Origin of the sequence: Frateuria hangzhouensis (assembly GCF_026410505.1) — a bacterium.
In the GTDB taxonomy this organism is placed as follows: Bacteria; Pseudomonadota; Gammaproteobacteria; order Xanthomonadales; family Rhodanobacteraceae; genus Frateuria_A; species Frateuria_A hangzhouensis.
Genome location: NZ_JAPMIU010000012.1, coordinates 24,563 through 47,312, shown reverse-complemented (window position 1 = coordinate 47,312; position 22,750 = coordinate 24,563). Strand labels below are relative to the sequence as shown.

Sequence of the window (22,750 nt, the reverse complement as noted above, 5' to 3'; positions counted from 1 at the left end):
GGGGCGATCGGTACCGCAGGCAAGGGGTCTTGCAAGCGCTCGTCAGCGGCTGCGTGGCTTGGTGTTGGGCGGCTGGCGCGGCGGCGGCGAGCCCGGGTGGTCCGTTTCGCGGACCGAGAAGGACGCCTTGCGGTAGGAGGCCGAACCCTGCGGCTTTTCGACAGGTTGCTTGCCGCCGTAGATGCTGTGGATGTCGGCGACCGAAACGGGTCGTTGCTTGTGCGGCATGATGCGCCTCCTGGCCTGTCCTGGCCTCTGGCAAAGATGGGAAGACCGCACGCATGCGGAAGAATGGCTGCCCAAGGGCGTTGTGCCCGCGCCGTGGACGCCCTGCTGCTCGACAATGCGCCCCCGGTTGTTAGAAACAGGTAATACGCTTTTTTCACGGCATCGATGGCACGTGGCGGGACGCGGCTGTTACGGCCCGCGGTGGCGACCCGGCAAGGGACTCCACTGAACAGGCAAGGCGCCGCCTGGTCGCGAAGGCGTGGCATTCACAACGGGAGGACTTCCATGGCAATGTTGTGGCTTCCGTACGCGCACTGGGGCTGCCGGCGCGGAAACCTGCCATAGCGGAGCATCGCGTTGAATCGACCGGAATACAGTCGACCCGGGCTTGCCTGGGTGCCGGACAGGAACGGCATGTCGCGGGCGGTGCGGGAGTTCGACTGGGCGTCGACGCCGCTGGGGCCGATCGAGCAGTGGCCGCTCGAGCTGCGGACGGCGGCCGGCCTGGTCCTCGAGTCGGGCTTCCCCAAGGCGCTGATGTGGGGGCCATCGCTGACCACGCTCTACAACGACGCGTTTCGCCCCATATTGGGCGTCAAGCCCGAGGCGCTCGGCCGCAGCTTCCGCGACATCTGGGCCGAAGCCTGGGACGTGCTGGGCCCGATCGCCGAACGCGCACTCGAGGGCCGGCCCACCTTCATCGAGAATTTCGAGGTCCAGCTCGACCGCTTCGGGCAACTCGAGAGCGGCTGGTTCACCTTCTCCTACCATCCCGTGCGCCTGGCCGATGGCAGCGTCGGTGGCGTGATGGACACGGTGGTCGAGACCACCGCGACGATCCGCGCGCAACGCGAAACGCAAATCCTGCGCGACGAGCTTGGCCACCGGCTGAAGAACACGCTGGCGATGGTCCAGTCGATCGCGGCCCGTACGTTCAATGATTCCCGCGGCATGGAGGCCTTCCAGGCGCGGATCCGCGCCCTGGCCGATGCGCACGATGTGTTGTTGCAGCAGCAATGGATCGCTGCGCCGATGCGGCGCGTGATCGATGCGTTGCTGGCGGTGCACGGCGGGCGATTCGAGCTGTCCGGGCCGGACCTGTCGCTGGGGCCCAGGACGACCGTCGCGCTGTCGCTGATCCTGCACGAGCTGGCGACGAACGCCGTCAAGTACGGCGCGTTGTCCGTCCCGCAGGGGCGCGTGTCGCTACGGTGGCATGTCGACGCGGGCGACCTGCAGATCCAGTGGCGCGAATCGGGCGGACCTGCCGTGACCACGCCCGCGCGGCCGGGCTTCGGTTCGCGCCTGATCGACATGGGCCTGTCGGGCAGCGGCCGGGTCGAGCGGCGCTATCCCGCCTCGGGCGTGGAAGTCGACCTTTACGTCGCCCGCCCCGATCTGGCTCTCTGAAGTCGAGGATGCGCAGGCCTTCGTGCGTGCGATCAAATATCGCGGCGCCCGGCAACGAGGTACGCCTTGGCAGGCCTGCGCGAGGGCCGGTGGCGGTCGTGCCCGCCGCCTTCGAATTTTGCGCGCAACCGCTCAATCGCGATCGGGCGCGCCGAGTGGGAAATAGTGGCGATAGGGCCGGGCTTCGTCCACCGCGCGGGCGAACGACGGTCGTGCCAGCAGGCGGGCGCGGTAGGCGTGCACGCGGGTAAACGCCGCATCGATGCGGTGGGTCCAGTCGGCGTAGAACAGGAATGGCGCGGCGGCGCAGTCGGCCAGGCTGAAGGCCTCGCCAGCGGCCCATTCCCTTCCGGCCATGTACCCATCCAGCCAGGCGTAGGCCTTCTCCAGCATCGCCCTGGCCTCGGCGACACCATAGGCATCACGACTCTCCTGCGGGCGCAGGCGGTCGAGCACCACTGCCTGTTGTGGCGCGGCGACATAATTGTCGAAGAAGCGGTCCAGCATGCGCACCTGCAGTGCCGTTCCGGGGTCCGCGGGAACCAGGCGCAGCGGGCCCGGGTAATGCAGGTCCAGGTATTCGACCACGCAGCTGGCCTCGATGACCGTGCGGCCCCGGTCGACCAGCACCGGGAAGCGCCGCATCGGCCACAGCGCGGCCAGTTCATCGCGGGCCTGGGGCTCCTCCAGCGAGCGGTATTCGAATGGCGTGCCGTTCTCGTACAGGGCGACAAGCGCCTTCTGGCTGTAGGAGGAAAACGGGTGGGCGTAGAGCCGGGGCAGGGGCGCGGACATGGATGGCCTTCCATCGGAATGTCATCCACGACGGGCGGGCCCGGCGGAAATCGACATCCCCGGATGAGCCCGCTGGTGGGTAGGGCGAAACGGGGCTACTATGTTTTTCGGGGTGGGTCAATACACGGAGGTCTCCATGAAAAGGCTCTGCGCGTTCCTCTTGTTGGGCACCATGGCCGCCGGCCAGGGCGCGGTGGCCATGTCGATGTCCGCCCACAGCTTCACTCCCAAAGTGCTGCCCGTGCTGGTCCAGGTGAACAGTCATGGCAAGGTTACCCATGTGTCTTCCGCGGTCGAGCTGACGCCGCGCTACGACCGCCTGCTGCGCCAGACGCTGGACAAGATGATCACCCGGCCCGCGAACGACCACGGGCATCCGGTGGCTAGCCAGTTCGTCATCAACCTCGCCCTGCAGGCGACGCCGAGATCCGACGGCAACTACGACGCCAGCTTCGCCTATGTTTCGACTTCACCGGTACCGGCGGGCTCGTGGTTCTGGGTGCATATCGATGGCCATCGGCTGGCACTGAGGAGTCAGGACAGCCAAGGCATGCCGCACCGTTTCAACCGGTACTCGCCGCCGAGCCATTACCATGCCCGCCCCATGGCACCCAACCGGGTCGCTTCGCCCGCGCAGGGCGCGTCGCACAACGGCCCGCGCCCGGTTCCCGCACGTTCGCTGAATCGATGACAGGAACATCCCGGCCCTGCGTGCAGGGCCGGGATGAACAAAGGGCGACTGACCGGGTTGTTGGAGGCGCCCAGCGGCGTGGATGCCTCGCCTTCGGCATGCTTGCCTGCGTGCTTATATCGTTTTCGACACGCCGCTGCGCGCGCCGCAGTGACGGATGACAGCCTGAGCGCCTACGTCGCGCGCAGGACGCAACGCTACTGCCTGCAACACGGCTGGATGCCGTAGCAGGGTTGCGTCAGCCGCGTACGCGCCCCGGGTTGCCGACCATCGTGGCCCCTTCGGGCACGTCGCGCGTGACCACGCTGCCGGCGCCGACCATCGCGTTGTCGCCCATGGTGACGCCGGGCAGGACGAGGGCGCCGGCGCCGATCCAGACGTTGCGCCCGATCCGCACCGGACGACCGAATTCCAGCCCGGAGGCGCGCTCGGCCGGATCGCGCGGGTGATCGGCGGCGAGGATCTGCACGCCCGGGCCGATCTGCGTGCGCTCGCCGATGCGTACCTCGACCACGTCGAGGATCACGCAGTTGAAGTTGAGGAACACGCCGGCGCCGAGCCGGATGTTGAAGCCATAGTCGCAATGGAAGGGCGGACGGATCACCGCGCCTTCGCCCACCGCCGCGAGCCGCTCCTGCAACAAGGCATGCCAGCGGGCCGGGCCGTCGGCCAGCGCGGCGTTGTAGCGGGCCAGCCAGCGGTGGTTCGCGGCAAGGTCGGCCTGCAGTCCGGGCGCGCTGGCGTCGTACAGTTCGCCGGCGAGCATCTTGTCCTTCTCGCTGCGCACGGGACTGTCAGTCCTTGAGCGTCCCTTCCCGCGGGTCGCTGGCGGCGTAGACGGAATCCGGATACTCGGCGTCGTGCGGGTGCCTGAGGGCCTGGCGCATGTCCGATGGCAGATGCTCGACGTCGAGGATCACCTTGCCCTCGTGCACCTCGCGGATGGCATCGGCCTTCAGCGTGAAGTCGCCGCCGTTCTCGATGTTCACTACCACCTCGCGGCTGTCCGCGCGTACCTCGCGCACGGCACCCACGCCCAGTTCGCCGTCGGCGACGAACACCATGAAACCCGGTTCGATCGGTTCTTGCATGAGGCTGACCTCGCTGGCTGGACCGCCCGAGTGTGGCGCGGCCGCCGTTGGGGCCGGGTGATGGTCAGGCGGTCACTTCACGTACCTGCAGGACGGCCAGCGCGCGGACGTCCGGCACGCCGATGCCGTTGGGATCGCCGCGCACGAAATGGGTCACGTGGGGCACCGGATCGGCGAAGGCCGCACCGAGCGTGCGCGCCAGCTCGGCGCGGAAGGCGACCATGGCGGGCAGATGCAGATGCTCGATCAGCGACCAGCAGCCGAGCGTGCCGGTGCCGTCGTGCTTGACCGTGTGCAACAGCACATAGCGGCCGGTGCGCCGGGGCATCCAGGTCAGCGACTCGTACAGGGCACGCAGCCGGTGCGTGCCGTAGCCTGCCGCGGCGGCGCGCGACATGTCGCGGCTCAACACGGTGACGTGGAACTCCGGTTTGCGTTGCAGCCGCACGCCATCGATCTGGCAGTGGTCGCCGAATGGCGTACCCATGAGCACGGCCGGCAGCGGCAGCACGAAGGAGCGCTCCGGCGAAAAGCCCGGCCAGGGCAAGGCGGGAAGGGCCCGTTCGTCCATGCGGCGCGAGCGTGCAGTGAGGTTTGTCGATGCGGGGCGAACGGCCACGGGCCGGCGGCGCTTGGTGCCCGCGGGCGGCGGCCCATCCTGTACGCTCAACGACTTTCGGTTGCTCCCCCGGGACCCATGGATTCCAGTACCTGCGCGCACATCGGCATCATCGGATTGGGCTATGTCGGCCTGCCCCTGGCAGTAGAGTTCGGACGCCACTTCGACACGCTGGGCTATGACATCGACGCCGCGCGCGTCACCGAACTGCGCGCGGGGCGCGACCACACGCGGGAAACCACGGCGGACCAGCTGGGCGCCGCCACGCGGCTGTCGTTCACCGATCGCGCGGACGATCTGGCCGCTTGCAACGTCTACATCGTCACCGTGCCGACGCCAATCGACGAGGCGCAGAGACCCGACCTGAAACCGCTGGAGTCGGCCTGCCGCATGCTTGGCCCATTACTTCGGCGCGGCGACCTGGTGGTGTTCGAGTCGACCGTGTACCCGGGCACCACCGAGGAGGTCTGCGTGCCGCTGCTGGCCGCCGGTTCGGGCCTGGCCTTCAACGTCGATTTCTTCTGCGGCTACAGCCCGGAGCGGATCAACCCCGGCGATCATGCGCGACGCGTGACCGACATCGTCAAGTTGACTTCCGGCTCCACGCCCGAGGCGGCCGAGCGGGTCGATGCGCTCTACCGCACCATCATCCGCGCCGGCACGCACAAGACGTCCGCGATCCGCGTGGCCGAATCGGCCAAGGTGATCGAGAACGTGCAGCGCGACGTCAACATCGCGCTGGTCAACGAGCTGGCGCTGATCTTCCACCGGCTCGGCATCGATACCGAGGAAGTACTGGCCGCGGCCGGCACAAAGTGGAACTTCCTGCCGTTCCGCCCCGGCCTGGTCGGAGGCCACTGCATCGGCGTGGATCCGTACTACCTCACCCACAAGGCCGAGGTGACCGGCTACCACCCGGAGCTGATCCTGGCTGCGCGGCGCATCAACAGCCGCATGGGCAGCGTGGTGGCCGACCGCGTGATCCGCCTGATGAGCGAGCGACGCCTGCACATCGTCGACGCGCGCGTGCTGGTGCTGGGCTTCGCCTTCAAGGAGAACTGCCCAGACCTGCGCAACACGCGGGTGATCGACATCGTGCGCGAGTTGGAATCCTCCGCCGCGCAGGTGGACGTGTACGACCCCTGGGTGGATCCGGCCGAGGCCGAGCAATCCTACCGCGTACGGTTGGTGGATGAACCGGGCGAGGGCTACGACGCGATCATCATCGCCGTTGCGCACCGGCAGTTCCACGAGATGGGCGCCGGGCGCATCCGCGCGCTGGGCAAGCCCGGCGCGGTGGTCTACGACGTCAAGTCGGTGCTGCCGCAGGAGGCCGTCGACGGGCGATTGTAGGGTGGGGCGTAGGGTGGGCTTCAGCCCACCACCCCTCGCCGCGACCCACCATGACGGGCTGAAGCCCACCTGCGCTCCGCTGCGTCCGGTTGACCGTCGGGCGTCTAATCCGTACCATTTTGGTCTGGATTAGTCGAGGCTCCCCCATGCTTCGCGTCAGCCGCCTTACCGATTACGCCACGGTCGTGATGACCTGCATCGCCGCGCACCCGCATGACGTGCTCAGTACGGCGCAGATCGCCGACGAGACGCGGCTGGAAGGACCCACCGTGAGCAAGCTGCTGAAGTCGCTGGGTCACGCCGGCCTGGTCGAATCGTTCCGCGGCGTCAACGGCGGCTACCGCCTGGCGCGGCCGGCGCGCGAGATCAGCCTGGCGCAGATCGTCGAGGCGATGGAAGGACCGATCGGCATGACCGAATGCAGCGTCGAAGGGCAGTGCGGCCGCGAAGCCCAGTGCGGCGTGCGCGGCAGCTGGCGGCGCATCAGCAACGTGCTGGACAACGCGCTGCGCGCGGTCAGCCTGGCCGACATGCTGCAACCGCCGCGCCCGGCGGAAACCGTCGTGGCGCTGAGCGAACTGAAGGGCAGGACCCACGCATGACCGCTGAATCCATCGAAACCCGCGCCGACAACACCCTCTTGCGCGACAACGCCGAGGTCGCCGAAGCGCTGGGCCGCAACTACGCGGCCGGCTTCGTCACCGAGATCGAAAGCGAAAGCCTGCCGCCGGGCCTGGACGAGGGCATCATCCGCCAGCTTTCGGCGATCAAGCGCGAGCCGGAGTGGATGACGCAGTGGCGCCTGGCCGCCTTCCGCCACTGGCAGACGATGCCGACGCCGGATTGGGCCAAGCTCAAGATCGACCCGATCGACTACCAGGCGATCAGCTACTACTCGGCGCCCAAGGCCGGCCCCAAGTCGCTGGACGAGGTCGACCCGGCGCTGCTGGAAACCTACGAGAAGCTGGGCGTGCCGCTGCACGAACGCGCCGCACTGGCGGGCGTGGCGGTGGACGCGGTGTTCGACTCGGTGTCGGTGGGCACCACGTTCCGCAAGAAGCTGGCCGAGGCCGGCGTGATCTTCTGCTCGATGAGCGAAGCGATCCGCGAGCATCCCGCGCTGGTGCAGAAATACCTTGGCAGCGTGGTGCCGCAGGGCGACAACTACTTCGCCGCGCTCAACTCGGCGGTATTCTCCGACGGCAGCTTCGTGTTCGTGCCCGAGGGCGTGCGCTGCCCGATGGAGCTGTCGACCTACTTCCGCATCAACGCGCAGAACACCGGCCAGTTCGAGCGCACGCTGATCGTCTGCGAGGATCGCGCGCAGGTCTCCTACCTGGAAGGCTGCACCGCGCCGCGGCGCGACGAGAACCAGCTGCATGCGGCCGTGGTGGAACTGGTCGCGCTCGAGGGCGCGGACATCAAGTATTCGACCGTGCAGAACTGGTATCCCGGCGACGAGAACGGCGTCGGCGGCATCTACAACTTCGTGACCAAGCGCGGCGACTGCCGCGGCGCGGACAGCAAGATCAGCTGGACTCAGGTGGAGACCGGCTCGGCGGTGACCTGGAAATACCCGTCCGTGGTGCTGCGCGGCGACCGCTCGGTCGGCGAGTTCTACTCGGTGGCGCTGACGCATCATTTCCAGCAGGCCGACACCGGCACCAAGATGATCCACATCGGCCGCGACACCAAGTCCAAGATCGTCTCCAAGGGCATCTCCGCCGGACGCAGCTCCAACAGCTACCGCGGGCTGGTGAAGGTGGAGAAGGGCGCCGAGCGCGCGCGCAACTACACCCAGTGCGACTCGCTGCTGATCGGCAAGAAGTGCGGCGCGCACACATTCCCGTACATGGAAGTGAAGAATCCCACGGCGATCGTGGAGCACGAGGCGACCACCTCGAAGATCTCCGACGACCAGCTTTTCTACTGCCGCAGCCGCGGCATCGGCGAAGAGGATGCCGTCTCGATGATCGTCGACGGCTTCTGCAAGCAGGTCTTCCGCGAGCTGCCGATGGAGTTCGCGGTGGAGGCCAAGAAGCTGCTCGAGGTGTCACTGGAAGGCGCGGTCGGCTGATCGCGCCGCATCCCGAATCCCGAATCACAAATCCCGGATCTGACATGCTGAAGATCGAAAACCTGCACGCCCGCGTCGAGGGCAAGGACATTCTCAAGGGCCTTTCGCTGGAGGTGAAGCCGGGCGAGGTGCACGCCATCATGGGCCCCAATGGCGCCGGCAAATCCACCCTGGGCAACGTGCTGTCCGGGCGCGAGGGTTACGAGGTCACCGAAGGCTCCGTGCTGTTCGAGGGTCGCAACCTGCTGGAGCTTGCGCCGGAGGAGCGCGCCGCCGCCGGCGTGTTCCTGGCGTTCCAGTATCCGGTCGAGATCCCGGGCGTGAACAACACCTATTTCCTTCGCGCCGCATACAACGCCCAGCGCAAGGCGCGCGGCGAGGGCGAGCTCGATTCGATGCAGTTCCTCAAGCTGGTGCGCGAGAAGCTCAAGATCATGCAGCTGTCGCCGGACCTGCTCAATCGCGCGGTCAACGAGGGTTTTTCCGGAGGCGAGAAGAAGCGCAACGAGATCTTCCAGATGGCGCTGCTGGAGCCGAAGCTGGCGATCCTGGACGAGACCGACTCGGGCCTGGACATCGACGCGCTCAAGCAGGTGGCCGAGGGCGTCAACGCACTGCGTTCGCCGGAGCGCTCGTTCATCGTGGTGACGCACTACCAGCGCCTGCTCGACTACATCGTGCCCGATCACGTGCACGTGCTGGCCGGCGGACGCATCGTCGAGAGCGGCGATCGCAGCCTGGCGCTCAAGCTGGAAGAGCACGGCTACGCCTGGGTGGCCGAGCATGGCGAGCCGGCCGGGGCGTCGGCATGAACCAGCCGGCCCGCCCGCCGTTCGTCGCCGCACTGGCCGAGGCGCCGCTGCCGGCCAGCGGCGTCGCCTGGCTGGACAAGGCGCGCCGCGAGAATCTCGACGCCTTCGTCGCTGCCGGCCTGCCGGACACGCGCGTGGAGGCGTGGAAGTACACCGCGCTGCGCGCACTCTCGCAGCGCAGCTTCGCCGCCGGCGATGCGCAGGCGCTCAGCCGTGACATCGATCCGGCCCTACTGGCGCTGGCGGGTATCGAAGGGCCTGCACTGGTGTTCGTCAACGGTGTCTACCGGGCCGATCTTTCCATGCTGGATGCGCTGCCTGCCGGCGTCGACCTGCAGCCGCTGTCGCACGCGCTTGCCGCGGACCCCGAATCGCTGCGTTTCACCCTGTCGCGCCATTACCGCGAACCGGGCGATGCGTTTGCCCGGCTCAACGGTGCGTTCGCCCACGACGGCGCGGTACTGCGCGTGGCGGCGGGAGCAAAGATCTCCGTGCCGCTGCGCCTGGTGTTCGTCGGCGCGGCCGCCGGTGCCGAGATCGCGTGGCACGTGCGCCATCTGGTCGAATTGGGCGAGGGCGCCGAACTGACGTTGATCGAACAGCATCTGGGCGCTGGCGAACAGGCGCACCTGGGCACCCAGCTCGGCGATGTCACCCTGCACGCCGACGCAACTTTGCACCACGTGGGGCTGCAGCAGGCGGGGGCCGGCAGCAGCCTGGTGCGGCGCAGCCATTACCGGCTCGGCGCACGTGCGCAGACGCACCTGCACGCGCTGGAGCTGGGCGGCACGCTGGCACGCCACGACCTGCGCGCGGAGCTGGTCGGCGATGCCGCCGGCTTCCACGGCCATGGCGCGTTCCTGCCGGACGGGCGCCAGCACATGGATATCCAGCTGGCGATTGGCCACCAGGCGCGCAACACGGTTTCTTCCTCGACCTGGCGCGGCGTGGCGAGCGGCCGCGGTCGCGGCGTGTTCCGCGGCGCCATCGTGGTCAACACCGGCGCCGACGGCGCCGACGCCGTGCTGGGCAACAAGAACCTGTTGTTGTCGCCGCAGGCGGAGATCGATACCAAGCCGGAGCTGGAAATCTACGCCGACGAAGTGAAGGCCGCGCACGGCGCCACGGTGGGCCAGCTTGACGAGCGCGCGTCGTTCTACCTTCGCTCGCGCGGCATTCCCGAGCCCCAGGCACGCACCCTGCTGACCACCGCCTTTGCCCGCGCCCCGTTCGAGTCGTTGGCCAGCGAGAGGTTGCGCGAGCACATCGACCAGTTGCTGCTGGCCCGGCTACCTGCGTGAGCCGCTCGCCCCGCCCCGCACTTCCGGTTCAAGGGCGAGGGTGGGCAAGCGGGCCGCGGTGACTGGCCAACCCGACATTCCTTCACACCCGGCAGGCTAAAACATCGTGATCCCTTCTTCACAACACGAGACATCGATGTCCGCCACCGCCGCTCACGCCCATCCGGCACCCGCCGCCTTCGATGTCGCGCGCGTCCGCGCCGATTTCCCCCTGCTCGCGCGTAGCGTGCACGGCAAGCCGCTGGCCTACCTGGACAACGCCAACACCAGCCAGAAGCCGGCGGCGGTGATCGAAGCGGTGGACGCGCACTATCGCCTGCACAACGCCAACGTCTCGCGCGCCGTGCATCAGCTGGGCGAGGAAGCGACGCTGGCCTACGAGGGCGCGCGCGACAAGTTGGCACGGTTCATCAATGCGTCGCGTAACGAACTGGTGCTGACCTCCGGTACCACCCAGGCGATCAACCTGGTTGCCTACAGCTTCGCGTTGCCGCAGCTGAAGCCGGGCGACACGATCCTGACCACGCTGATGGAACACCACGCCAACATCGTGCCGTGGCAGCTGGTCGCCCAGCGCAGCGGCGCGGCGGTGAAATTCGCGCCGATCAACGAGCGTGGCGAGCTGATCGTCGAGCGCTACCTGGAGATGCTCACGCCCGAGGTGAAGCTGGCCTGCGTGGCGCAGGTCTCCAACGTGCTGGGTACGGTCAACCCGGTGCGCGAGATCGCCCGCGAGTGCGGGCGCCGTGGCATTCCGCTGCTGGTCGACGGCTCCCAGGCCGTGCCGCACCGGCCGGTCGACGTGCAGGCGCTGGGCTGCGATTTCTACGCCTTCACCGGGCACAAGATGCTCGGCCCCACCGGCACCGGCGCGCTGTGGGCGCGGCGTGCACACCTGGACGCGATGCCGCCGTTCTTCGGTGGCGGCGACATGATCCGGCAGGTGCGCGTGGACGGCACCACCTTCGCCGACCCACCGCACAAGTTCGAGGCGGGCACGCCCAACATCGCCGGCTTCGTCGGCCTGGGCGCGGCAGTGGACTATTACCGCTCGCTGGATCTGAACGCCATTCACGCCTGGGAGCAGCAATTGCTCACCTACGCCACCGGGCGCCTGCACGAGGTGCCGGGGTTGCGGATGTTCGGCGAGGCGCCCGAAAAAGAGCCGGTGATCTCGTTCCTGATCGAAGGCACGCAGTCGACCGACCTGGCGACCCTGCTGGACCTGGAAGGCGTGGCCGTGCGCTCGGGCCACCACTGCGCGCATCCGCTGATGCAGCACTTCGGCGTGCCCTCCACGCTGCGCGCGTCGCTTGCGTTCTACAACACGATGGAAGAGATCGACGTGTTCGTGGCGGCGCTGCTCAAGGTGCGCAAGCTGCTGATGTGACACCCCGCCGGTTCTTGCAGGAGCTCACTTGTGGGCGATGTCTTTCCGGCAGGCAGCCAAAGAGCATCGCCCACAAGTGGACTCCTACAGTGAGCCGTCGGGGGCTATGCGCCATATGGTGTTGCCCACGTCGTCGGCGACCAGCAGTGCGCCGTCGCGCGCCACCGCCACGCCGACCGGGCGCCCTCGCGCGTGGCCACCCTCGTCGACGAAGCCGGTCAATACGTCCTGCGGTGGGCCGGCGGGCTTTCCATCGGTGAATGGCACGAAGATGACCCGGTAGCCGCTCAACGGCTTGCGGTTCCACGAGCCGTGCTGGCCGACGAAGGCGCCGTTGCGGTATTGCGGCAACAATCCGGCGCCATAGAACGCCAGGCCCAGCGACGCGGTGTGCGCGCCCAGCGCGTAGTCCGGCACCACGGCGCGGGCCACCTGCGCCGGATTCTGCGGCTCGACCCGCTCGTCCACGTGGCTGCCGTAGTAGCTGTACGGCCAGCCGTAGAAGGCGCCCTCGCGTACTGCGGTCATGTAGTCGGGCACCAGGTCGCTGCCCAGCTCGTCCCGTTCGTTGACGGCCACCCACAACGCTTCGCTCGTCGGTTGCCAGGCCATGCCGACCGGGTTGCGCAGGCCGGTGGCGAACACCTGGGTGGCGCCGGTGGCCGGGTCGATCTCCAGGATGCGCGCGCGGTCCCGCTCCACGGCCAGGCCGTTCTCTGCGGCGTTGCTGTTGGAGCCGACACTGACGTACAGCCGCTTGCCGTCGGGGCTGGCGACCACGTTCTTGGTCCAGTGGTGGTTGATCGGGCCGGCGGGCAGGTCGGCGATCCGGGTGCCGGCCGCATCGATGCGCGTCTCGCCTTCGCGGTAGGGAAAGCGCAACAGCGCATCGGTGTCCGCCACGTACAGCACGTTTCCGACCAGCGCCATGCCGAAGGGCGAATGCAGGTGGTCGAGCAGCACGCTGCGGGTCTCGGCCACGCCATCGCCATCGGCATCGCGCAGCAACGTGATGCGGTCGGGACTGGGCACGGCGGCGCCCGCGCGCTTCTGCACCCAGTGCATCACCCAGCCCCTGGGCCCGCTCGCATCCTGCGGGCGCGGCGGGGCGTTGGTCTCGGCCACCAGTACGTCGCCGTTCGGCAGCACGAGGAGCCAGCGCGGGTGCTCCAGGCCGCGCGCGAAGGCCTGCACGGCCAGGCCGGGGGCCGCCGTGGGCCGGGCGCCGGACTGCCAACCTTCGGCCGGAGCGATGTCTACCGTGGGAATCGGTGCTGGGTTGGGCCGCGGCAGCACGGGATCGGGGCCCATGCCGGCCGTTACCGGCAGGCGCGCACGCACGCCGCAAGCTGCGAGCGCCAGCAGGCAGGGGACGAGCCAGAACGGGTGGCGAGTGAATGGCACCGGAGGATCTCCAAGGGGCGCCAGTGGAACGGCTGCGGCAGGAAAGCCGCGTGAACCGCCACGCAGCGCGCGGCCTGCTCCAGGTCAACGCCTGTCCGGTGGCCGCCGCTATCATGGCGCCATGAGCATCTTTCCCACGCCCACCCTCCGTGCCGCCACCGTGGCCGACATTCCCGCCGTGGTCGCGCTGGTCGAATCGGCCTATCGCGGCGAATCGGGCCGGCGCGGCTGGACCACCGAATCGGAGCTGCTGGACGGCCAGCGCACCGATGCGGCCGACGTCGCCGGGGCCATTTCCCGTCCGGACAGCCGCATTCTGCTGCTGGAGCGCGACGGCCACCTGCTGGCCAACTGCCACCTCGAACGCAAGGGCGAGGCCGTGTACTTCGGCATGTTCGCGGTCGACCCCGTGCTGCAGGCCGGCGGCCTGGGCAAATGGCTGCTGGGCGCGGCCGAACGCATGGCGCGCGAGGATTGGGGCTGCCGCCTGATGGAAATGACGGTGATCGTGCAGCGCGACGACCTGATTGCCTGGTACGAGCGCCGCGGCTATCGGCGTACCGGCACCTTCAAGCCCTTTCCCTACGGGCAGGAGCGCTTCGGCATCCCGCGCCGCGACGACCTGCGCTTCGAATTGCTGGTCAAGGAACTGGCCGGGGTGGCGGCATGAGCCTGGCCGCGCAGGGCTGGGTGCGCGTGTGCGCGCAGGACGAGTTGCTGCCGGGCGAGTTCAAGGTGGTGTTCGACGGCGACACGCCCATTGCGGTCTACAACATCGACGGCGAGCTCTATGCGATCGAGGACGTCTGCACCCACGACGGCGGCGACCTGGCCGGCGGCGAGGTGTTCGGGTTCGAGGTCGAGTGCCCGCGCCACGGCGCGCGCTTCGACCTGCGCACCGGCGCGGTAACCCGTCCCCCCGCCTACGAGCCGATCGCCAGCTTTCCGGTGCGCCGGGAAGACGGCGCGGCCTGGACTCGCGACGATCGTTGACGGCGTCGCTGCCGGACGCTGCTGATTCGGGCCGAGCATCGGTGCGCCGGAGCGAAATCCGGGGCCCTCTCACGGAGGCGACCTCGAAAAGCCGGTCGATCTTCTCTGGAAGCCCACTTGCGCTCGGCCGTGAGGCTGACGCTCCGGGTGGTCGCGCACAGGTGCGCTCCTACAGAGGTTCGAGGCAGCAGGCTTGAGCGAGTTGCCTGAGGCGGCGGGGCTTTCGCAGGGCGGCGCGACTGTGCTTTGCGTTCCTGGCGGCATGACCTCTGGCCTATGTGACCCGCGCGCGGATGACGCACGCTGCGCGCTTGCGGTGGTCACCCGGGGGAGGGAGCGGCTGCCAGCGTCCTGGACAGGGGAGATCGCCAGATGAAACCGACCGTAACCGGATGGCTGGGCGCGCTCGCGCTGTGCGGCACGTTCGCCTTGCCCGCCCTGGCGCATGCCCAGGCCCAGCCTGCGCCTGCGCCTGCGACCAGCGTGGCCGCGCCCGCGCCTGCGCCGATTCCCTTCGCGCCCGCCAACGCCTCGGCGCCGCACGTGCCCAGCGCACCGGACGCCTGGGGCGGTCCGCGCACCGGCAACGAGCCGACGCTGTCCGACCGCGTGGTCGACTACCGGATCGACGCCGAACTCGATGCCACCAGGCACGCCATCACCGGCAAGCAACAGCTGACCTGGCGCAACCGCAGTGACCGCGAGGTGCGCAGCGTCTACGTGCACCTGTACCTCAATGCCTTCCAGAACGAGGGCAGCACCTTCTTCACCGAGCGCGAGGTCCTCAACGCGCACAGCCGCTCGCGCGGCGCGGCCAAGCTGGAGAAGGGCCAGTGGGGCTGGATCGACCTCAAGCAGGTCAGCCAGGACGGGACGGCGCTCAAGTGGACGTTCGTGCATCCGGACGGCGGCCCCAAGACCGACCAGACGGTCGCACGCATCGACCTGGCCCAGCCGGTGCCGGCTGGCGGCACGCTGACGCTGGACATGGAATTCCTCAGCCAGTTGCCGCGCGTGGTCGAGCGCACCGGCTGGTGGGGCGACTTCAACCTGGTGGCGCAGTGGTTCCCCAAGATCGGCGTGCTGGAGCTGCCCGGCGAGCGCGGCGCCACGCAGGTGCGCTGGAACGTGCACGAGTTCCATTTCAACAGTGAGTTCTACGCGGACTTCGGCCGCTTCGACGTCACCCTGACCGTACCCAGCGACTACACCGTGGGCGCGGTGGGCGAGCAGCAGGGTGCGCCGGTGACCGCCAATGGCAAGACCACCTACCACTACGTACAGGGCGACGTCCACGACTTCGCCTGGCTGGCGGCCAAGGGCTACAAGGCGCTGGACGGCACCTGGCAGAGGCCGGGCAGCCCGAAGGTCGCCGTTCGCGTGCTCTATCCGCCCGAGTACGCCGCCAGCGCGCAGCCGGTGCTCAAGGCCAGCACCGATTCGCTGACCTATTTCTCCGACACGCTGGGGCCGTATCCCTACCGCACGCTGACCGCCGTCGTGCCGCCCTACAACGCGTCGGAGGCCGGTGGCATGGAGTATCCGACGTTCTTCACCACCGACGGCTTCACCAACGTGACGCCCGGCACCGCCAGCCGGTACGCGATCGACTTCGTCACCATCCACGAGTTCGGCCACGGCTACTTCTATGGCCTGCTTGCCTCGAACGAATTCGAGGAACCGCTGCTGGACGAAGGCCTCAACGAATATTGGGACCAGCGCATGCTGCGCGCGCGCCATCAGGACATCGACCTGACCAGCGAGGGCCTCCGGCGGATCGGCTTCGCGCCGTCGATCAGCGGCTTCGCAATGGAGCGGATCACCGCGGACCTCAAACACCCCTACGACCCGCTCGGGCGGAACGCCTGGGACCGCTATTCCAGCAGCAGCTACGGCACCGTCTATTCGCGCACCGCCACCGCCATGCACGATCTGGAGGAGCGGCTCGGCACGAGGGTGACCGAACGTGCCTTCCGCGAGTATTACCGGCGCTGGCACTTCCGCCATCCGTCGGCGGCCGACCTGCGTGCGACGCTGATCGACGTCTCCGGCGATGCCAGGACGGTCAACGAAATCTTCGACCAGTACGTCTACGGCACCGCTCGCATCGATGATCGCGTTGCCAGCATCGACAGCGAGGAACTGCTGCCGCCGGCCGGCAGCACGCTCGCCGGCGGCAAGCGCGCCGGCGGCGACAACGCCGCGCTGGACAAGCGCATCGACAAGCAGCGCAAGGATTGGGCGAAGGCCCACCCGAATGCCAAGCCAGGCACCGGGCCGTTCCCCTGGCGCAGCATCGTGAGCGTGGTGCGCGAGGGCGCGCCGGTGCCGCAGACGCTGCGCGTGACCTTCGCCGACGGCAGCCATCAGGACATGCGCTGGAACGATGATCGCCGCTGGGCGCGCTTCGAGTTCACCGGCCCGAGCAAGGTGGTGTCGGCGGAGCTCGATCCGCAGCGCAGGATCTACCTGGATGCGGACAAGTTGAACGACAGTCGTTCGGTCGAGACCAACGGTGACGCGTCGCGCCGCTGGAGCGCCGATTTCGCCGCCTTCGTACAGGCCTTCTTCTCCATGCTGGTGTCGCTGTGATGATGACCTCGACTGCCCGACGTACCGATGTGGGTGCCGTCCTGCGCGCACCCATCGCCGCCCTGCAGTGGCGCCTGCTGCTGCTGTGGCTGGTGTTGCTGCTGTTGCCCACCGCGATGGCCGCACTGCCGTTGTGGCGGGCGCTGGCCGATCTGCTCGACCATTCCGTGCATGCCGCGGCATGGGCAAGCCATTTCGATGGGCTGATGTTCGGCGACGTGATGAACGGACTGGGCCGCGGCGGCGCCTGGTTCCATGGGTCGCTGATGCTGGCGGCTGCGTTCGCATGGCTGTTGGGGCCCTTCCTGGCCGGCATGACCGTGGACGCCGGCCGTGCCGGTCGCGTGCTGGGCTTCGGCCAGCTGCTGCAATCGGGGGTGATCGAGTACGGCCGCATGTTTCGCGTGATGCTGTGGTCGCTGCTGCCCTATGCCATCGCCATCGGCCTGGGCGCGGTGGCCATCGGCGCGGCGCACAAATCCGCCGGGCACGCGGTATTGCAGAGCACCGCCGACCGCTACCAGCACACGGCGTTGTGGGTGCTGGGAGTCCTTTTCGTGCTGGCCCATGCGGTGGTCGAGTCGTCGCGCGCGGCCTTCATCGTCGATGCGGGCCTGCGTTCGGCGACCCGCGCGCTGGGTCGCGGCTTCATGCAACTGCTGCGCCGTCCGCTGGGTACGCTGCTGAGCTATCTGGTGATCGGCGCGATCGGCTATGCGATTGCCCTGGCTTTCGGCATCGGCCGCGTGCAGACGACGGCCGTGGGGCCGGGGGGCTTCCTGCTGGCGCTGCTGTTCACGGAGCTGGCCATGCTGGCGATCGGCTGGACCCGTATCGCCCGGATGTTCGCACTTGCGGCGGTGGGGCGGTCCCTGGCGCCGCGGCGCGGGGGGCTCCCGCCGGCGTTGTGAGATCGAAAGCTTGCTTCTCAGGCGTTGGTGTTGAGCGCGCAGGCCGTTGGCAGCGGTCGAAGCGACCCTGGCCCGTGACCCTGCCGAAGGAGGGTGACCGACCTTCGCTGATGCCTACGCCCAGGCCCGACGCGGTTCGCGGTAGGGCGGGTAATAGGCGAACACATGGTTGTGGCTGCCGTAGAAATCCATGTCTTCGATGTGCTCGCCGCCGAGCCGTTCGGCGACGCGGTCGGACGCCTCGTTGCCGATGCGTACCAGGCTGATCACGCGCGGGGCGTGCAACTGGTTCCAGGCGAAATCGAGTACGGCATGGCCCGCTTCGGTGGCGTAACCGAGGTGGCGGAACTCCGGCTTGAGCATCCAGCCCAGCTCCAGGTCCGGCCAGCCTTCGGGGTGCATCAGGCCGGCGCGGCCGATGAACTGGCCGGTGTCCTTCACTTCCAGCGCCCACATGCCACAGCCGCGCAGCTCCCAATGACCCAGCAGCATGGCCAGCGAACGCCACGCGCCGGTGCGATCCAGCGGCTGGCCATCGCCGATCCAGCGGGTGCTGTCGGGGTCGGCGAGCATCGCGGCGTAATCGTCGAAGTGGCGCGCGGCCAGCGCGGTCAGGCGCAGGCGCGGCGTTTCGAGGGTGGGTATGTCGGACATCATCGGTCGGTTTCGCTGCCGTTACTTGAGCAATCGGCTCAGCGCACGCGTACTTGAGGCCAGGCTCTGGGCCCAGTCGAATCCGATGATTTTCTCACCGGTGGCCGCGTCGATAAAGTCCTCCGCCTGGCCCGGCGGCAGCAGGTGGCGGTAATCCACGGTCAGCTCGGTACCGGCCGGCAGGTCGGCCAGGGCGAATACGAAGCCCAGGTGCCACAGCCCGTTCGGCTCGAAGCTGTGATTGATGTAGCACTCGTCGGGCCAGTCCGGCGACAACGTGTAGCGGTCCTCGAACCAGCGCGCACTGGCGTAGGCCAGCTCCGGCCGCGCCGCCACGTCGGCGTGGCTCCAGGTGCGGTCGATCGCGTCCGGCGCGGTGACGATGCGCCCGGCGGCCACGTCCTCGTCGAGGAACAGCCCCTTGCCGGCGCCGCCGATGGTCGAGGCGGCAATGCGGTAGCGCGGGAGGATCATGGTGGGCCGGTAGCGTGGAAAGCGCGCGAGTGTAGCGCAAGCGCGACGCCGGCCCGTGGCCGGGTCCAACCGGCCGGGTGGGTGCCCATCCCTGGGCGGGGGCCACTGCCATGGCGGAGGGAGCGCTCCGCGCTCCGACGAACGGTTGAACCTGGATGAAGCGGGAAGGAACGCCCGAGGCGTCCGCTCCAGCCCCTCCCCGAGCCGGGCTCGGGAAGGGGCAAGGCGTGGTCCGGTCAGCCCTTGGCGACGGCCTTGGCCTTGTGGTGCGCCTTCCTGGCCGACGCGGCCTTCGGCGGCGGCAGGTCGCCGCTGAAACGGATCGCGTCACGGTTGCGCTCGATGGTGCCCTTGCCGATGCCCTTGACCTGGGCGAGGTCTTCCACGCGCTTGAACGGGCCATGCGCCTGGCGCCAGGCGACGATCGCCTGCGCCTTGGACTGGCCGATGCCGTCCAGCGACTTGGCGATGGTCGCCGCGTCGGCCTTGTTGACGTTGACCGGCGTGGCGGCGAAAGCCGGCAGCGCGAACGAGGCCGCGAGGGTCAGCGCGAGCAGCAGGTTGCGGAACTTCGATTGCATGGGTTTCCCTCCCTGGGAGTGCGTTGGACGGCACCGTTGCCGTCCCGGAAGTGTGGCCGTCCGCGCGACCGGCTGCCGTCGGCGCGCGGCGTGGTTTTCGGGCGGAGCCGGTCGCGCGCGCCTGTCGGCGATGCCCGACGGCGGTGTGAGCGTGACGGGCGCCGCCGGTGCCGCTGGTACACTAGAACGCTTCCCGTACGTACTTTTAAGGAGTCTGCCCATGGATACCGCGCGCCTGTCCGGTTTCATCGGTGGCTTGTGGGACGACGAGGTCGTGCCGCAGCTGGTCGAATACATCCGCATTCCCAACAAGTCCCCGATGTTCGACGCCAAGTGGGTCGAGCACGGCTACATGGACAAGGCGGTGGACCTGCTCGAGCGCTGGGCGCGCGGCAAGCTGGCCGCGCTGCCGGGGGCGACGCTGGAGGTGGTGCGACTGCCCGGGCGTACGCCGCTGATCTACATCGACGCGCCAGCGACCCTGCCCGGCTGCGAGGACACGGTGATGCTCTACGGCCACCTCGACAAGCAGCCGGAAATGACCGGCTGGGCCGAGGGCCTGGGTCCGTGGACGCCGGTGATCAAGGGCGACAAGCTCTACGGTCGCGGCGGCGCCGACGATGGCTACGCGATGTTCGGTTCGCTTTCGGCGCTGCTGGCGCTGGCTGAGCAGGACATCCCGCGCGCGCGCTGCGTGATCATGATCGAGGCCTGCGAGGAATCGGGCAGCTACGACCTTCCGCACTACGTCGACCATCTGGCCGCGCGCATCGGCAACCCCTCGCTGGTGGTCTGCCTGGATTCGGGCTGCGGCAACTACGACCAGTTGTGGCTGACCACCTCGCTGCGCGGCATGACCGGCGGCGAGCTGACCGTGCAGGTGCTGGAGGAGGGCGTGCATTCGGGCGACGCGTCCGGCGTGGTGCCGTCCAGCTTCCGCATCCTGCGCGAAATCCTGTCGCGGCTGGAGGACCCGGCCACCGGCAAGATCAAGCCGCAGGAGCTGTACGTGGAGGTTCCGCCGCAGCGCGTCGAGCAGGCCCGCCGCTCCACCGAGGTGCTGGGCGAGGCGGTGTACGACAAGTTCCCCTTCGCCGAGGGCATGCAGCCGGTCAGCAAGGACCTGGTCGAACTGGTGCTCAACCGTACCTGGCGCCCGCAGCTGGCGGTCACCGGCATCGGCGGCATGCCGGCGCTGGAAAGCGCCGGCAACGTGCTGCGCCCCTTCACCGCGGTCAAGCTGAGCCTGCGCGTGCCGCCGACCCTCAACGGCGCCAAGGCCGGCAAGTTCCTCAAGGAGCTGCTGGAAAAGGATCCGCCCTACGGTGCCAAGGTCAGCTTCAAGCTGGAGAAGGACGGCAGCGGCTGGAACGCGCCGCAGCTCTCGCCGTGGCTGGAGCAGGCGGTGGCCGAAGCCTCCGAGCATTACTTCGGTGCCCCCGCGGCTTACATGGGCGAAGGCGGCTCGATCCCGTTCATGGGCATGCTCGGCGAGAAGTTCCCGCAGGCGCAGTTCCTGATCACCGGCGTGCTGGGGCCGCATTCCAATGCGCACGGACCGAACGAGTTCCTGCACATCCCCACCGGCAAGAAGGTGAGCATGGTGGTGGCCGAGGTCGTGGCGCGCCACGGCGAGCAGGCCAAGCGCGGCTGACATGGCCGGGCCGACCGACACGCTCGCCGCGCGCTGGACCGCCGTGCGCGAGCGCGTGGACGCCGCCTGCCGCGAGAGCGGGCGCGACCCGGCGGAGGTGGCCGTGCTCCCGGTCAGCAAGACCTTCGGGGCGCCGATGGTGCGCGAGGCGGCCGCGCTGGGCCTGGCCCGCTTCGGCGAGAACAAGGTGCAGGAGCTGCGCGAGAAGACCGCGGCACTGGCCGACCTGCCGCTCGAGTGGGTACTGATCGGCCATCTGCAGACCAACAAGGCCAGGGACGTGGCGCGGCTGGCCAGCGAGGTGCAATCGCTGGACCGGCTGGAACTGGCCCAGGCGTTGCACCGACGCCTGGAGCCCGAAGGCCGCACGCTTGACGTACTGGTGCAGGTGAAGACCTCGCCCGAGCAAAGCAAACACGGGCTGCCGCCGGACGAACTGCCAGGCTTGCTCGATCGCCTGCGCGATTATCCTACGTTGCGCGTGCGCGGGCTGATGACCATGGCCGTGCAGTCGGACGATGCCGATGCGGTGCGCGCCTGTTTCCGCCAGCTGCGTGATTTGCGCGATGCCGCGGCAGGGTGGGGTCATGTGTTGCCGCGATTGTCGATGGGCATGAGCGGTGACTTCCCGCTGGCCATTGCCGAGGGCGCCACTGAGGTGCGCATCGGGACCGCCATCTTCGGGCGGCGCTGAGCCTGGCTTTCCTGCTGGAACCGCACCTGTTCGCGACCGGAACTCCGAGGTCGCGCACAAGTGCGCTCCTACAGGGATCAGGCGGTTGCCTGCCTGGCGTGCTCGCAGTCACACCGCTGCGTGAACGTCTCGAAACGCCAGGGTCTGCTTAACGTCAATCCAACATTCGGGCGAAGGCCCTTTGCTAACGTCGGTCCCCTCGCTCAAACCGCCACGGCGGCCTTGGCCAAGCCCCGACCCGCAAAGGGATTTTCCTGCATGCTCCGCCAGCGCCTGATTGCAACCGCCGCCCTGTTTGCCGCGTTGCTTGCGATCGCGCCCGCGCATGCCGCCGAACGCACGGTCCCGACTGCTGCCGTTGCCCCACTGCTGGCTCCGTTACCCGTTGCCAACCTCGCGCCGGCGCTCGCCCACGCGACGCTGCCGGCCGATCCTGTCGCGCTGATGCAGGCGAAGAAGGGCGGTCCGGTCGAGGAGGCTTCCCGCTTGCGCCAGGCGCTGGTGGCGCTGGCGATGCAGCTGCGCGACGTACGCTACGTCCGTGGTGGCCACTCGCCCGCGACCGGCTTCGATTGCAGCGGTTTCGTCCGCTACGTGTTCGCCCACGCGATCGGGCTGAAGCTGCCGGCCAATTCCGCGCGCCAGTTCCTGGCCGGCGTCAAGGTCAAGCGCGGTGACATGCAGCCGGGCGACCTGGTGTTCTTCCACACCCGCGGCAAGAAACGCATCTCGCACGTGGGCATCTACCTGGACAATGGCCGCTTCATCCACTCGCCCTCCGCGGGCAAGTCGGTGGAGGTGTCCCGCCTCGACGAGGCCTACTGGGCCAGGCGTTTTGCCGGCGCCCGCCGGCCCGAGCGCATCGCGCAGAACGGTTGAGCGAAACGCCACGCGGTTTCCGCAGTCCGGCCGCCAACAGGCGGCCTTTTTTCGGCCTGGCAGCGCGAAGCCGCCCTCGGGACGGGCGCCGATTCCCTGTAGGAGCCCGCTTGCGGGCGATGCTCTTGCTGCCGTTCGCCTCGATGC

The 22,750-nt window shown here is 68.6% G+C and carries 24 protein-coding genes; 15 read left to right on the top strand and 9 right to left on the bottom strand.

Annotated elements, in window-relative coordinates; translation table 11 throughout:
• Window positions 1-42: 42 nt before the first annotated feature.
• Window positions 43-228: a hypothetical protein gene (locus OSC30_RS13155; protein ID WP_267172322.1), complete on the bottom strand. Its 186-nt coding sequence runs from the start codon at window positions 226-228 to the stop codon at window positions 43-45.
• Window positions 229-642: 414 nt separating this feature from the next.
• Here OSC30_RS13155 and OSC30_RS13150 point away from each other — a divergent pair, with 414 nt between their 5' ends.
• The gene (locus OSC30_RS13150; RefSeq protein ID WP_267172321.1) at window positions 643-1,638 is read left to right on the top strand and encodes a sensor histidine kinase; all 996 of its coding nucleotides are present in this window, start codon (window positions 643-645) and stop codon (window positions 1,636-1,638) included.
• A gap of 132 nt (window positions 1,639-1,770) precedes the next feature.
• On the opposite strand, the gene OSC30_RS13145 is transcribed toward OSC30_RS13150, so the two are convergent.
• Window positions 1,771-2,433 carry a glutathione S-transferase family protein gene (locus OSC30_RS13145; protein WP_267172320.1) on the bottom strand — a complete coding sequence of 221 codons (663 nt, stop codon included), beginning with the start codon at window positions 2,431-2,433 and terminating at the stop codon, window positions 1,771-1,773.
• 136 nt (window positions 2,434-2,569) lie between these two features.
• Between OSC30_RS13145 and OSC30_RS13140 the strand changes: the two genes are divergently transcribed.
• Window positions 2,570-3,124 carry a hypothetical protein gene (locus tag OSC30_RS13140; RefSeq protein ID WP_267172319.1) on the top strand — a complete coding sequence of 185 codons (555 nt, stop codon included), beginning with the start codon at window positions 2,570-2,572 and terminating at the stop codon, window positions 3,122-3,124.
• Window positions 3,125-3,362: 238 nt separating this feature from the next.
• On the opposite strand, the gene OSC30_RS13135 is transcribed toward OSC30_RS13140, so the two are convergent.
• From OSC30_RS13135 to OSC30_RS13125, 3 genes are all read right to left on the bottom strand, one after another.
• Entirely contained in the window at window positions 3,363-3,911 is a 549-nt protein-coding gene (locus OSC30_RS13135; protein WP_267172318.1) for a sugar O-acetyltransferase, read from the bottom strand.
• 7 nt (window positions 3,912-3,918) lie between these two features.
• A complete protein-coding gene (locus OSC30_RS13130) occupies window positions 3,919-4,215 on the bottom strand; it encodes a hypothetical protein (protein WP_267172317.1) in 297 nt (98 codons plus the stop codon).
• Between the two features lie 64 nt (window positions 4,216-4,279).
• Complete coding sequence (locus OSC30_RS13125) at window positions 4,280-4,786, bottom strand: hypothetical protein (protein WP_267172316.1); 507 nt, start codon at window positions 4,784-4,786, stop codon at window positions 4,280-4,282.
• Window positions 4,787-4,912: 126 nt separating this feature from the next.
• Here OSC30_RS13125 and OSC30_RS13120 point away from each other — a divergent pair, with 126 nt between their 5' ends.
• From OSC30_RS13120 to OSC30_RS13095, 6 genes are all read left to right on the top strand, one after another.
• Window positions 4,913-6,187, top strand: a complete 1,275-nt coding sequence (locus tag OSC30_RS13120) for a nucleotide sugar dehydrogenase (RefSeq protein WP_267172315.1) — start codon at window positions 4,913-4,915, stop codon at window positions 6,185-6,187.
• A gap of 146 nt (window positions 6,188-6,333) precedes the next feature.
• Entirely contained in the window at window positions 6,334-6,789 is a 456-nt protein-coding gene (locus OSC30_RS13115; RefSeq protein ID WP_267172314.1) for an SUF system Fe-S cluster assembly regulator, read from the top strand.
• The gene (gene sufB, locus OSC30_RS13110) at window positions 6,786-8,264 is read left to right on the top strand and encodes a Fe-S cluster assembly protein SufB (protein WP_267172313.1); all 1,479 of its coding nucleotides are present in this window, start codon (window positions 6,786-6,788) and stop codon (window positions 8,262-8,264) included. Before OSC30_RS13115 ends, sufB begins: the two co-directional genes overlap by 4 nt.
• Before the next feature lie 44 nt (window positions 8,265-8,308).
• A complete protein-coding gene (gene sufC, locus OSC30_RS13105) occupies window positions 8,309-9,076 on the top strand; it encodes a Fe-S cluster assembly ATPase SufC (RefSeq protein WP_267172312.1) in 768 nt (255 codons plus the stop codon).
• Window positions 9,073-10,377, top strand: coding sequence for a Fe-S cluster assembly protein SufD (gene sufD / locus OSC30_RS13100; protein WP_267172311.1), 1,305 nt, complete (start codon window positions 9,073-9,075; stop codon window positions 10,375-10,377). The genes sufC and sufD overlap by 4 nt, the downstream gene beginning before the upstream one ends.
• Before the next feature lie 136 nt (window positions 10,378-10,513).
• Window positions 10,514-11,767 (top strand): cysteine desulfurase, encoded by a 1,254-nt coding sequence (locus tag OSC30_RS13095; RefSeq protein WP_267172310.1) that lies wholly within the window; start codon window positions 10,514-10,516, stop codon window positions 11,765-11,767.
• Window positions 11,768-11,851: 84 nt separating this feature from the next.
• Here OSC30_RS13095 and OSC30_RS13090 read toward each other — a convergent pair whose 3' ends face one another.
• The gene (locus OSC30_RS13090) at window positions 11,852-13,195 is read right to left on the bottom strand and encodes a PQQ-dependent sugar dehydrogenase (RefSeq protein WP_425474754.1); all 1,344 of its coding nucleotides are present in this window, start codon (window positions 13,193-13,195) and stop codon (window positions 11,852-11,854) included.
• 97 nt (window positions 13,196-13,292) lie between these two features.
• Between OSC30_RS13090 and OSC30_RS13085 the strand changes: the two genes are divergently transcribed.
• From OSC30_RS13085 to OSC30_RS13070, 4 genes are all read left to right on the top strand, one after another.
• Entirely contained in the window at window positions 13,293-13,841 is a 549-nt protein-coding gene (locus tag OSC30_RS13085; protein WP_267172308.1) for a GNAT family N-acetyltransferase, read from the top strand.
• On the top strand, window positions 13,838-14,164 hold the full coding sequence (locus OSC30_RS13080) for a non-heme iron oxygenase ferredoxin subunit (protein WP_267172307.1): 327 nt from the start codon (window positions 13,838-13,840) through the stop codon (window positions 14,162-14,164). The genes OSC30_RS13085 and OSC30_RS13080 overlap by 4 nt, the downstream gene beginning before the upstream one ends.
• A gap of 372 nt (window positions 14,165-14,536) precedes the next feature.
• Window positions 14,537-16,756 carry a M1 family metallopeptidase gene (locus OSC30_RS13075; protein ID WP_267172306.1) on the top strand — a complete coding sequence of 740 codons (2,220 nt, stop codon included), beginning with the start codon at window positions 14,537-14,539 and terminating at the stop codon, window positions 16,754-16,756.
• Window positions 16,756-17,667 carry a hypothetical protein gene (locus OSC30_RS13070; protein ID WP_267172305.1) on the top strand — a complete coding sequence of 304 codons (912 nt, stop codon included), beginning with the start codon at window positions 16,756-16,758 and terminating at the stop codon, window positions 17,665-17,667. The genes OSC30_RS13075 and OSC30_RS13070 overlap by 1 nt, the downstream gene beginning before the upstream one ends.
• Before the next feature lie 114 nt (window positions 17,668-17,781).
• Here OSC30_RS13070 and OSC30_RS13065 read toward each other — a convergent pair whose 3' ends face one another.
• The 3 genes from OSC30_RS13065 to OSC30_RS13055 form a co-directional block, all read right to left on the bottom strand.
• Entirely contained in the window at window positions 17,782-18,321 is a 540-nt protein-coding gene (locus OSC30_RS13065) for a GNAT family N-acetyltransferase (protein ID WP_267172304.1), read from the bottom strand.
• A 21-nt stretch (window positions 18,322-18,342) separates the two neighbouring features.
• Window positions 18,343-18,795, bottom strand: a complete 453-nt coding sequence (locus OSC30_RS13060) for an SET domain-containing protein-lysine N-methyltransferase (protein WP_267172303.1) — start codon at window positions 18,793-18,795, stop codon at window positions 18,343-18,345.
• Window positions 18,796-19,031: 236 nt separating this feature from the next.
• Entirely contained in the window at window positions 19,032-19,376 is a 345-nt protein-coding gene (locus OSC30_RS13055) for a ComEA family DNA-binding protein (RefSeq protein WP_267172302.1), read from the bottom strand.
• Window positions 19,377-19,596: 220 nt separating this feature from the next.
• Between OSC30_RS13055 and OSC30_RS13050 the strand changes: the two genes are divergently transcribed.
• The 3 genes from OSC30_RS13050 (at window position 19,597) to OSC30_RS13040 (ending at window position 22,603) form a co-directional block, all read left to right on the top strand.
• Entirely contained in the window at window positions 19,597-21,030 is a 1,434-nt protein-coding gene (locus OSC30_RS13050; protein ID WP_267172301.1) for a M20 family metallopeptidase, read from the top strand.
• A 1-nt stretch (window position 21,031) separates the two neighbouring features.
• The gene (locus OSC30_RS13045) at window positions 21,032-21,724 is read left to right on the top strand and encodes a YggS family pyridoxal phosphate-dependent enzyme (RefSeq protein WP_267172300.1); all 693 of its coding nucleotides are present in this window, start codon (window positions 21,032-21,034) and stop codon (window positions 21,722-21,724) included.
• Window positions 21,725-21,982: 258 nt separating this feature from the next.
• Entirely contained in the window at window positions 21,983-22,603 is a 621-nt protein-coding gene (locus OSC30_RS13040) for a C40 family peptidase (RefSeq protein WP_267172299.1), read from the top strand.
• Window positions 22,604-22,750: the final 147 nt, after the last annotated feature.

What these genes read in the sequence shown, in the direction of transcription:
- OSC30_RS13085 (WP_267172308.1), top strand. Translation starts at nt 13,293, where the DNA reads ATGAGCATCTTTCCCACGCCCACCCTCCGTGCCGCCACCGTGGCCGAC.
- OSC30_RS13045 (WP_267172300.1), top strand. Translation starts at nt 21,032, where the DNA reads ATGGCCGGGCCGACCGACACGCTCGCCGCGCGCTGGACCGCCGTGCGC.
- OSC30_RS13130 (WP_267172317.1), bottom strand. Translation starts at nt 4,215, where the DNA reads ATGCAAGAACCGATCGAACCGGGTTTCATGGTGTTCGTCGCCGACGGC.
- OSC30_RS13095 (WP_267172310.1), top strand. Translation starts at nt 10,514, where the DNA reads ATGTCCGCCACCGCCGCTCACGCCCATCCGGCACCCGCCGCCTTCGAT.
- OSC30_RS13150 (WP_267172321.1), top strand. Translation starts at nt 643, where the DNA reads ATGTCGCGGGCGGTGCGGGAGTTCGACTGGGCGTCGACGCCGCTGGGG.
- OSC30_RS13070 (WP_267172305.1), top strand. Translation starts at nt 16,756, where the DNA reads ATGATGACCTCGACTGCCCGACGTACCGATGTGGGTGCCGTCCTGCGC.
- OSC30_RS13060 (WP_267172303.1), bottom strand. Translation starts at nt 18,795, where the DNA reads ATGATCCTCCCGCGCTACCGCATTGCCGCCTCGACCATCGGCGGCGCC.
- OSC30_RS13125 (WP_267172316.1), bottom strand. Translation starts at nt 4,786, where the DNA reads ATGGACGAACGGGCCCTTCCCGCCTTGCCCTGGCCGGGCTTTTCGCCG.
- sufB (WP_267172313.1), top strand. Translation starts at nt 6,786, where the DNA reads ATGACCGCTGAATCCATCGAAACCCGCGCCGACAACACCCTCTTGCGC.
- OSC30_RS13050 (WP_267172301.1), top strand. Translation starts at nt 19,597, where the DNA reads ATGGATACCGCGCGCCTGTCCGGTTTCATCGGTGGCTTGTGGGACGAC.
- OSC30_RS13055 (WP_267172302.1), bottom strand. Translation starts at nt 19,376, where the DNA reads ATGCAATCGAAGTTCCGCAACCTGCTGCTCGCGCTGACCCTCGCGGCC.
- OSC30_RS13115 (WP_267172314.1), top strand. Translation starts at nt 6,334, where the DNA reads ATGCTTCGCGTCAGCCGCCTTACCGATTACGCCACGGTCGTGATGACC.
- OSC30_RS13040 (WP_267172299.1), top strand. Translation starts at nt 21,983, where the DNA reads ATGCTCCGCCAGCGCCTGATTGCAACCGCCGCCCTGTTTGCCGCGTTG.
- sufD (WP_267172311.1), top strand. Translation starts at nt 9,073, where the DNA reads ATGAACCAGCCGGCCCGCCCGCCGTTCGTCGCCGCACTGGCCGAGGCG.
- sufC (WP_267172312.1), top strand. Translation starts at nt 8,309, where the DNA reads ATGCTGAAGATCGAAAACCTGCACGCCCGCGTCGAGGGCAAGGACATT.
- OSC30_RS13075 (WP_267172306.1), top strand. Translation starts at nt 14,537, where the DNA reads ATGAAACCGACCGTAACCGGATGGCTGGGCGCGCTCGCGCTGTGCGGC.
- OSC30_RS13145 (WP_267172320.1), bottom strand. Translation starts at nt 2,433, where the DNA reads ATGTCCGCGCCCCTGCCCCGGCTCTACGCCCACCCGTTTTCCTCCTAC.
- OSC30_RS13140 (WP_267172319.1), top strand. Translation starts at nt 2,570, where the DNA reads ATGAAAAGGCTCTGCGCGTTCCTCTTGTTGGGCACCATGGCCGCCGGC.
- OSC30_RS13155 (WP_267172322.1), bottom strand. Translation starts at nt 228, where the DNA reads ATGCCGCACAAGCAACGACCCGTTTCGGTCGCCGACATCCACAGCATC.
- OSC30_RS13080 (WP_267172307.1), top strand. Translation starts at nt 13,838, where the DNA reads ATGAGCCTGGCCGCGCAGGGCTGGGTGCGCGTGTGCGCGCAGGACGAG.
- OSC30_RS13065 (WP_267172304.1), bottom strand. Translation starts at nt 18,321, where the DNA reads ATGTCCGACATACCCACCCTCGAAACGCCGCGCCTGCGCCTGACCGCG.
- OSC30_RS13120 (WP_267172315.1), top strand. Translation starts at nt 4,913, where the DNA reads ATGGATTCCAGTACCTGCGCGCACATCGGCATCATCGGATTGGGCTAT.